Here is a 9,466-nt window from a genome sequence, read left to right as displayed (position 1 = left end):
GGATATCATTATGTTTTAGGCTATGAACTAAATTTCGGCAGTAGTTGACTGGACGAAAATACGCTGGATACCAAGCTTTTTTCAATCCTAGTCAACCTTGCCGGAGCGGGACTATAAATTCATAATCCATTCTGTCCCGCTCCCAAGAAACGCAAAATGCTAATCACTGCACTTTGCGTTTCAAATTTTATATTGTAAATGTATTAATATCTTATGATGGTACTTCGGTACGTTTTGTACTGTGTTTTCTCACTAAAGCTGCAACTAAACTTGAAATCGCTCCAAAAATCATAAAGCCAATCAACATCCATATCGTTGTTGAAAATTCGATTTGATGATTTAAATAAATCAATTCCTTCAAACTTGTGGCGTAATGCGTGAACGGATTCCAATCATAAGCATAATGTTGATAACCTTTAGGTAACATTTGTTTCGGTAATGTGACCATTTGCATACTAAAGAACATTAGAATGAAGAATAATGGTATTGATTTCATTCCTAACCACACCATCACACCTAAAATCAATCCTACAAATCCAAGAATTGACAAACCTACAAACACTGCAATACGCACAGGATGATCAAAGTCAAAGCCAAGTACATCTTTCATAAAATAAATATAAGCAAAGCTACCAGCAAATGCTGATACCGCAGCCATAATCATTTGACCAAATGAAGCGATGACTCTATGCTGAATTGCAAAGTTATTACTCGTTCTAAAGGCAAAGAATAATAAGATAGAAATAACTAATGAGCCTATCCATACTGGCATAAACATTAAGAATGGTGCATTACCTCCACCTTGATGGTCTTTCACTTTATTTACTGTATGACTATCCACGTTTACTGGATTCGTTAATCCTTCGATATCACTTGCTTTAACATCAACATGCTGTTGTTCCAAAGTATTAATGCTTTGTTTTGTAATTTGTTGGTTAATATTTTGCCCCATTTTCGTTAAAACGCTATTAGCCAATTGTGAACCTTGCAAACTTGAACCTTGGCTGACATACGTTTTAAATTGAGCTTGTTTCACGTCAACTTTTTGGTTACCCATCTTTTTCTGCATTTGTTGCACAGCTTGTGGTGGAATTTCACCAGATGCAACCTTTTCTTTCATTTCTGCTTTTTTACTATCCATCACAATCTTTTGCGTTTTGCTCATCGCATTTTTAGAAAAGTCTTTATTGAAGACAGCAGCACCGTAATATTTTTCATCCTTCATGCCTTGCTTTAAGTCTGCTTCATTTTTAACTTTAACCCATTTAATAGTGTCTGAGTCACTATTTAATAATTTATCTTCTAATTTATCTCCAATATTTACTTTTTTACCTTGTATATTAATACCTTCATCATGATTAACAATTGCGATAGGCATTTCTTTAGGTTTTGGATTATATGCTGGATAAAACGCTAATGAAAAGATGATTAATAGTAAAATCCCTGCAATAGGCGCAATCCATAATAATTTGCTTTTAAAAATATTCATCAAACTTACCTCCTTTATAAAACAACGTGTTGAATATTTATCACGTTGTTTATTATAATAGGTATGAACAAATAAACAATAAGCAATGTATGACAAAGTGTACGTTAATGAACACATTCGTTCAATTTGTCTTATAACTAGGAGGTTTCAGTAATCGTGAAAGAAGATCGTCGCATTAGACGGACTAAATCTGCCATTAAAGAGGCATTTATTGATTTGTTAAATGAAAAAGAAATCGAAAAAATTACGATACAAGATATTACTAAACGTGCCGATATTAATCGGGGGACATTTTATTTACACTTTGAAGATAAGTATCTACTATTAGATGAAATGGAAAATGAATGTATCGCTGAAATTTCCAATGTAACAGAATTTTACAATGTCTTAGGTAACGATGCTGAAGAAACGGGACGCTTATTTATTAAAAATGTACTAACTACTATTTTTCATCATATTGATCGTAACATCAACTTTTATCGCACAATTTTAAAATTAGACCGTACAAGTCGCTTGGAAGAAAAAATGAATTCATTATTCAAAGAAAACATGCAAAATTATTTGAGTGTAGACCATGTTATCGCTGGCATACCCGAAATGTATTTCTATAGGTATGTGTCCGGTGCCACGATTTCGGTAATGAAGTATTGGGTTCAAGACCCCGAACGCTTGCCTGTGGATGAACTGATTTTATATATTTATAAAATTGTCTACAATGGCCCCTTACGTCTTTTATCAGAACATCGCCATCATATGCATCAACATGATTGAGCACAAAAAGTTAAAGTGTGGTAAAGTATTAACAACTTAGTAAGTAATATTGAAAGGAATCAGTAAGTATGATTGCAGCATACAAACATTTAACACAAAATGAAATAGTAGAAACAGATTTGGACCACGCACCTTCTTGGATTAACGTTGTAGAACCTGACCGTGATGAGGCAGATGCGCTAATTGAGCGTTATCAAATTCCCGAAGACTTTATACGTGACCCTTTAGACGCAGAAGAAAGTGCACGTATTGAGTATGACGAAGACTCTGGTTATTCACTAATTATTATTGACTTACCTATTGTCAATTCAACCAATCGACGTGTGCTGTCATTTGTCACGATTCCACTAGGTATTATTATTGGAAATGGCATCATTATGACTGTCTGTGATGCTGAAAATGAATTTTTAGAACATTTTGCGCGACAACAAGATATTAATCTGAAATTCCATAGTCGTTTTGCTTTAAATATATTATTAACCATTGCGAATCATTATAATCGCAACTTGCGTTTGTTGAACAAATCAAGAATTCGCATTGAGCGTGAATTGAAAAATAATATTACGAATCGTCAGCTATATAATTTGATGGAAGTTGAGAAAAGTTTAGTTTATTTCTTAGCTGCATTAAAAGGAAATGATACAATTATCAAAAAATTATTCCGTTTACCTGCGATTAAACGTTTTGAAGAAGATGAAGATTTATTAGAAGACTTAATGATTGAAAACAATCAAGCGATTGAAACAACAGAATTGTATACACGTATTTTAGAAAGTATTACCACGTCATATGCTTCATTGTTGTCTAATGAAATGAACAATATTATGAAAACTTTAACGTTGTTTACCGTATTACTGACCTTACCAACTTTAGTCTTTAGCTTCTTTGGTATGAACGTCCCGTTACCGATTGACGATCACAGTTACGCCTCTTGGATTATCGTTATAGTCGTATCATTAATTTTAGTCACAATTGTTGGCATCTTTTTATGGCGCAAACAAAAAATATAATAAACAGGTTAGGACATAAATCCGAAAAAAACGGCAGTAAGATGATTTTCAATTAGAAATTATCTTACTGCTGTTTTCTATTTACAATACGACACATGAAAACATTTTTGGCGTTGTAATTTTAAGACGTTATATTTATGTCTTAAACAATTTTCTATGATTTAACGTCTTGATAAGCTTTTCTACGTGATAATATAATAGTCAGCCCTGCTGCGATGATAAACGAAATCACCATTCCAATAAAGTAATGTAACCATCCACTATGAGATGCGCTGATTGAAATAAATCCAGGTAACCCCGCTGTACCAAGCGCAATGGCTTTAACTTTAAAGAATGAAATATAAGCTGCTCCAAAGGCTGAGCCAACAATTGCTCCAATAAATGGGTATCTTAATTTTAAATTAACCCCAAACATGGCTGGTTCAGTAATACCAAGTAACGCTGAAATTCCAGCAGCAGATGCTACACCTTTTAATTTTTTATTTTGTTTAATAATAAAGAAAGCTGCTAACGCTGCACCACCTTGTGCCACGTTTGACATCGTCGCAATTGGAAAGATAAATGAACCTCCTGTATTTTTCACATCTGCAATCAGTGTTGTTTCAACAGCAATAAAGCTATGATGCATGCCTGTAATAACGATTGGTGCATAGAATAAACCAAAGATAAAGCCACCAATCGCACCTCCAAATTCATATAACCATGTTAAACCATCAGATAACCAATAGCCTAACTGACGTGTAATCGGTCCAACAAATAAAAATGTTAAAAATGCTGTTGATAAAATAGCTAATAAAGGTGTTAATAGGTTATCTAATACCGTTGGAATGACTTTACGTAGTCCTTTTTCAATATTTGCTAAAATATAAGCTGCAAATAACATAGGTAATACTTGGCCTTGATAACCTACTTGATTAATATGTAATCCAAAGATATCCCAATGTGGTATCGCTTTTCCCGCTTCCACTGCCTTTGGAAAATCATAGGCACTCATCAATGATGGATGTACTAAAATCATCCCTAACGCTGCCCCTAAAAATGGATTTCCACCAAAGCGTTTAGCTGCACTAAATCCAATTAAAATTGGCAATAACGTAAATGGTGCATTGGCAAAGATATCTATCATACTTGCTAAACCAGCGAATTGGTCATGCTTTTCAATAAGCGATTGACCTTTATAGAACAAATCTGGCGCGGTTAAAATATTATTAATCCCCATTAATAAACCGCCAGCAACAATCGCTGGAATAATCGGAACAAAAATATCAGATAACATTTTGACAAAACGTTGTAGTGGATTCAAATTTTTAGCAGATTTCTCTTTAACCTCTGAAGTTGTTGAAGCTTCTTTTCCTGTTATTTTTTCTAGTTCAGCAAACACATGGTTTACGGTGCCTGACCCAATAATAATTTGATATTGTCCGCCTGTTGAAAACGTACCTTTCACTACATCCATTTGTCCCAATTTCGCTTCATCAACAATACTTTCATCCTTTAATACGAGTCTGAGCCTAGTTGCACAGTGTGCCATGGCTTCTAAATTCTCTTCACCACCTATAGCTTCAAGAATTTCTTGTGCCGCTTGTTTATAATTCATGCAAGATGCCTCCTTTAAAAAATAGAACCGGTTCCAATAACTCACTTTCATTGTAAACGCATACAATTACAAAAGCAATAGTTGCCACAAAATTTTAACTAATTAAATCTTTTAAATATGGGTAAAAATGCTATAACTAATGTAAGGAGTCGATACGATGAAAACACGTGGTAAAATCGAACAATTATGGCGCCAAGAAAAATATCATGTGATGATGCATAGTCAAAAACATTATAACCATATACGTGCAATGCTTAAATCAACACCAACTTATGCTGAGGTTGAATCAGCAATCAATGGAGCACTGTCACAATCCCCTACAATGGGAAGTATGATTAATTGCTACGATCATATGTGGGGCTATTTTAAATCCAAAGCAACTGACACAGAAAAACAACATGCACAATACTTAAAGCACGCTTTTCAACAACAGCAAGTGTCATTTGATGTGTTATTAACATTTATAAAATCATTAGCTGACCGTTATCATGTACACTATTTACAACAGAGTCATATATTACAAAAGCGCCCTCATCAATAATATTTTGATAAGGGCGCTTTGGATATCCATGGGCTGTTATTTAACACAAAATTTCTATAATAAACAATATTGAATTAAGAAGAAGTAAACCATGTAGAAAATTCGTTTATAAATGTGAACCGCTGACGATACATTAACATCTATGTCTGGGGAGTATTGACAACTGTAATGATATCTTATTACTACTTATACTTAATGATTAGGTTGCGCTAGAAGCTATTCTCTGCTGCTGATTCTGTGTATGTGATGCATAAGTCATTCTACAATCATGACAACGTCTCATGATGTTATTCTATGATGTTTGTTCTATAAAATATGTGACGTCATTTAATTGAATAATAACTATAAGCCTGCTTCTGTTGCCATATACATTACATGATGATTTGCGATGTCAATTGTCGTAACAGGTTCGTGACATTGTTCATTGCTGTTGTTCATAGGTGCTATTGTGTTAAATCACATTACCAATTTGATTCAAATTGATATCTTTATTATGCACAAAAAAGCATGTTTGCAACCTATTAAAAATTTCCAAAATGTAAACACCATATTTCTAATCCGACTTTTAAGTTGTGCAAAACTGAAAATTTTAAGCTATTTTTCATGAAATTTGCTATATTTTTTTAAAATTTACTATTACTATTTAGATTTCTTTCCGCTATAATAGCAAATATTATTCACAAAACATGACTTTTTCTTGTTGCGTGTACACGAATTTTATTTTAGGAGACCATATTAAATGACTTGCACTTTAGTAATACATGAACGTTTATCAAGCGCTCCCTCGCGCAACATTAATCAAATTATTTTACTTTTTTCACTAACTAATGAACTTCGCATGACAATAAATAGCTCGACCTTTGACTTGGACAATCATATCGCCATCATTAACCATGGAGATATATTTAATATTGAACAAGGTCAAAATATCGTAGAACTTCGCATTCCACTCGTGTATTTTTATATGAAAGATACTCAATTCTTTTATCACTATTTTGATCGACATCTGTTGCAATCAAACTTGTACATTAAATCACTATTATTTAATCGTATCCATCAGCATGTTAGTGATGAGATTGACAATGATGATACGATATCAAAGATTATCCAAACACTTTTTAAAGAAGCAGTAGTGAAGCATCCATCTTTATATACACCGCGTATGTCAGTCAATCATCCGAGTTTCACTAAGGCGTTGACATTTATCAATCAGCACGTGTTATCTTATATTACTTTAAGTGATGTCGCACAGCATTGTAATATTTCCGAATCTTATTGTTCAAATCTTTTCGGTCGTTATTTGCATATGAATTTCAAAGAATATTACACAACGTTAAAACTATGTCGTGCACTTCATTTGCTGTTAACAACTCGTTATTCTATTAGTGCAATAGCGACAGAAATTGGTTTTACAAGCCATACTAATTTTACAAATCAATTTAAAAAGTTTTTAAACTTTAGTCCAAAACAATTTCGTATCCGACTGCAAAACATTGTGGACAAACCACAATTACATTTTACTCAAGCTATTCCAGATCATCTTTTGTCCTATATTAATCAAAATACACGACTTGAACAATTAGCTATTGAAACAACTAATATTCATATTGATCATTTCAAACCACAACAACAGACACAAACTGCAACTGCTTTTATTCGCTTCAACACGTTTAATGAACTCTTTCATTATCTTTTCAATGAATATTACAATATTGACTTATCGTATTTACCGCATCCTGCTGTGCTAATCAATGACTTGTCTAATGATTGGATGCAACATTTAAATCAAAATTTACTCAATCTAAGTATTGAAAAGTTGTTTGATAAGAACATCAGCTTAGCGTTAACCATTAAAAGTAAGCAACAATTTGATAGTGTGTATCAAATGATTTTAAATTTCTTAAACGACACACAAGATTATAAGAAACATCTGAAACAAGTTAAGTTTATGCTGATATTTGATAGTGCATCCATGACACCACACGATATCCATCTTGCACATTTAAAGCTTAAAAATAAACATAAAAATATTAAATATGGCCTTATCATAGATGGTTTACTGCGTCATTTTAAAACAGTTCAGGAGACGTATGACTTAATGCACAGAATGAACTTTCATTTTTACTTTATTGATATAGAGAATACCAACATCAAAAATTTACTTGTTGATAAAACGAAAGGTTTCACACATACAGCAACGCATTTTGAAAACTATTTGCGCTTTATACAAGAATCACAAATACCTTCTTATAAATTTGTGTATAGTCACCTCTCAAAGCGGTGCTTTAAATATACGAATAATGGAAGTCTTCCATTACAATTATCTGATTTAGTTTGTCACCTTACACAATTGATGAAATATGGCGGTGGTATTTGTTATCGTCTCTTTGAAGATGACTCCCTTGACATTGCTCTATTTAACAAATATGGTAGTTTGAAACCGATTATGCACTTATATCAATTTGTTGCTGCTTTTATGAATGAACCGATCGAAATTACAAATAATTATATGTTAAGTCGTAAAGATGGGGATTATCACTTTTTAATCTTTAATAAAATAAATGACCGTTATTTATCAGACAATAAACAAATTTTCAAATTAAATAACCGGTTAAATACGCAAACACAATTCATTATGCAGACATTAAATCACGAGCATGGCATGATAGCCAACTTATTACCTCAAGATAATAATCCACGATATATAGAAAAGCATATTTTGAAACATTTAGACCGCAGTAACTATCCTAAAACTGAATTATATATTCAGCAAATACAGCATGAAACGCGAGAAATTACATTAAAGCACGATGAAGTCAAATACTTGTGTATCAAGCCAACCTAAGTAAAGATCAACGTTTATTTCTAATTATTTTGGGCAATACCATTATTAAGGAGATGATTCATTTGGATAAAGCACAAGCAATACAAGAGATGACTGATGTCTTAAACACTTCTAAAGTAGGCGTACTTTCTACGGCCTATCATAATCAGCCAAACAGTAGATACATGGTATTTTACAATGATGGCCTTGAGCTATACACTAAGACTAATATTAATTCAATCAAAGTAGCTGAAATACAAAATAATCCTCGTGCCTATATCTTGTTAGGATATAACGATACGAAACAGCGTAGCTTCGTAGAAATTGATGCCAACATCGAAGTTGTAACAGACCAACAAACGATTGATTGGCTATGGGAAACACAAGATAAAAGTTTCTTTTCTTCTAAAGATGATCCTGAATTATGTGTCTTAAAAGTGACGCCTAAAACAATTAAATTAATGAATGATCCTGATTTAGATACCCCAGCAACACTGGACTTATCCGAATAAGCGAATTAACAATTAAAGGAAAGCCTGTTATCTTGAAGTATAAGACAAACAAGCTTTCCTTTTGTATTTACTGATTAAAGCATAAACATGTTATCAAATTTTGACATTTTTAAATTTTAAGTCAGATTTAAAATAATTCAATATTGCATTCTTTGAGCAGGTCTTGTATAAATAAAATAACAATATATAAAGGAGATTCTAACATGAAAAGTAAAAAGGGATTAGGAATTACATTAATCGTAGTAATGCTTATTGCTTGCGTTGTTTTAGTTGTTCTCATGATGACTGGCGCTAAGAAAGATACGTACTACGGTATTATGAAAAATGATACAACAATTGAGAAAATGGTTAGTGAAAAAGACCAAAAGGTAGAAAAAAATGTAAAACTTCCAAAAGACACAGATGCAAACGTTCATAAAGGAGATTTTGTCTTGCTTGTTAAAAATGAAAATTCAGACGAATTCTCTCGTGTATCTAAAGTAAAACATGATGATATTCCACACGGTTTAATGATGAAAATTCACGACATGAAACATATGCATCATTAATTTTGCATAGAATACAATAAAACCCCAGCTTGATTGTATACTGAACCCCAATAGTTGTAATTGGTTCAGCACATACTTAGCTGGAGCCCTTGACTGGATTGAAAATATGCTGATTCAATCCTAGTCAATCTAGCCGGGGTCTGGGACATTAAGTTCTTAAACAATGTAAAAAAG

General features: G+C 32.8%; 8 protein-coding genes. 6 read left to right on the top strand and 2 right to left on the bottom strand.

The window, feature by feature from the left end; all coding sequences use genetic code 11:
- Positions 1 to 211: 211 nt before the first annotated feature.
- Positions 212 to 1,489, bottom strand: coding sequence for a YhgE/Pip domain-containing protein (locus HMPREF2597_RS05050; RefSeq protein WP_002478717.1), 1,278 nt, complete (start codon positions 1,487 to 1,489; stop codon positions 212 to 214).
- Positions 1,490 to 1,645: 156 nt separating this feature from the next.
- On the opposite strand from HMPREF2597_RS05050, the gene HMPREF2597_RS05045 reads away from it, so the two are divergent.
- Positions 1,646 to 2,260, top strand: coding sequence for a TetR/AcrR family transcriptional regulator (locus tag HMPREF2597_RS05045; protein ID WP_002460256.1), 615 nt, complete (start codon positions 1,646 to 1,648; stop codon positions 2,258 to 2,260).
- Positions 2,261 to 2,328: 68 nt separating this feature from the next.
- Positions 2,329 to 3,270 (top strand): magnesium transporter CorA family protein, encoded by a 942-nt coding sequence (locus tag HMPREF2597_RS05040; protein ID WP_002460258.1) that lies wholly within the window; start codon positions 2,329 to 2,331, stop codon positions 3,268 to 3,270.
- Between the two features lie 154 nt (positions 3,271 to 3,424).
- Here HMPREF2597_RS05040 and HMPREF2597_RS05035 read toward each other — a convergent pair whose 3' ends face one another.
- Positions 3,425 to 4,867 (bottom strand): sucrose-specific PTS transporter subunit IIBC, encoded by a 1,443-nt coding sequence (locus tag HMPREF2597_RS05035; protein WP_002478716.1) that lies wholly within the window; start codon positions 4,865 to 4,867, stop codon positions 3,425 to 3,427.
- 157 nt (positions 4,868 to 5,024) lie between these two features.
- Here HMPREF2597_RS05035 and HMPREF2597_RS05030 point away from each other — a divergent pair, with 157 nt between their 5' ends.
- From HMPREF2597_RS05030 to HMPREF2597_RS05015, 4 genes are all read left to right on the top strand, one after another.
- Positions 5,025 to 5,408, top strand: coding sequence for a YbgA family protein (locus HMPREF2597_RS05030; RefSeq protein WP_002478715.1), 384 nt, complete (start codon positions 5,025 to 5,027; stop codon positions 5,406 to 5,408).
- A 739-nt stretch (positions 5,409 to 6,147) separates the two neighbouring features.
- Positions 6,148 to 8,253, top strand: a complete 2,106-nt coding sequence (rsp, locus tag HMPREF2597_RS05025) for an AraC family transcriptional regulator Rsp (RefSeq protein ID WP_002478714.1) — start codon at positions 6,148 to 6,150, stop codon at positions 8,251 to 8,253.
- A 62-nt stretch (positions 8,254 to 8,315) separates the two neighbouring features.
- Complete coding sequence (locus HMPREF2597_RS05020; RefSeq protein ID WP_002478713.1) at positions 8,316 to 8,744, top strand: pyridoxamine 5'-phosphate oxidase family protein; 429 nt, start codon at positions 8,316 to 8,318, stop codon at positions 8,742 to 8,744.
- Between the two features lie 203 nt (positions 8,745 to 8,947).
- On the top strand, positions 8,948 to 9,292 hold the full coding sequence (locus tag HMPREF2597_RS05015; RefSeq protein WP_002460263.1) for a DUF4889 domain-containing protein: 345 nt from the start codon (positions 8,948 to 8,950) through the stop codon (positions 9,290 to 9,292).
- Positions 9,293 to 9,466 lie beyond the last annotated feature (174 nt).

It is taken from the genome of Staphylococcus sp. HMSC063A07 (assembly GCF_001836955.1).
Taxonomy (GTDB): domain Bacteria; phylum Bacillota; class Bacilli; order Staphylococcales; family Staphylococcaceae; genus Staphylococcus; species Staphylococcus lugdunensis.
The sequence above is the reverse complement of the archived record's forward strand: the minus strand, read 5'-3'. Positions and strand labels throughout refer to the sequence as shown.

Excerpts from the sequence above, each read along its gene's own strand:
- HMPREF2597_RS05050 (WP_002478717.1), bottom strand. The coding sequence starts at position 1,489 with ATGAATATTTTTAAAAGCAAATTATTATGGATTGCGCCTATTGCAGGG.
- HMPREF2597_RS05040 (WP_002460258.1), top strand. The coding sequence starts at position 2,329 with ATGATTGCAGCATACAAACATTTAACACAAAATGAAATAGTAGAAACA.
- HMPREF2597_RS05035 (WP_002478716.1), bottom strand. The coding sequence starts at position 4,867 with ATGAATTATAAACAAGCGGCACAAGAAATTCTTGAAGCTATAGGTGGT.
- HMPREF2597_RS05030 (WP_002478715.1), top strand. The coding sequence starts at position 5,025 with ATGAAAACACGTGGTAAAATCGAACAATTATGGCGCCAAGAAAAATAT.
- rsp (WP_002478714.1), top strand. The coding sequence starts at position 6,148 with ATGACTTGCACTTTAGTAATACATGAACGTTTATCAAGCGCTCCCTCG.
- HMPREF2597_RS05015 (WP_002460263.1), top strand. The coding sequence starts at position 8,948 with ATGAAAAGTAAAAAGGGATTAGGAATTACATTAATCGTAGTAATGCTT.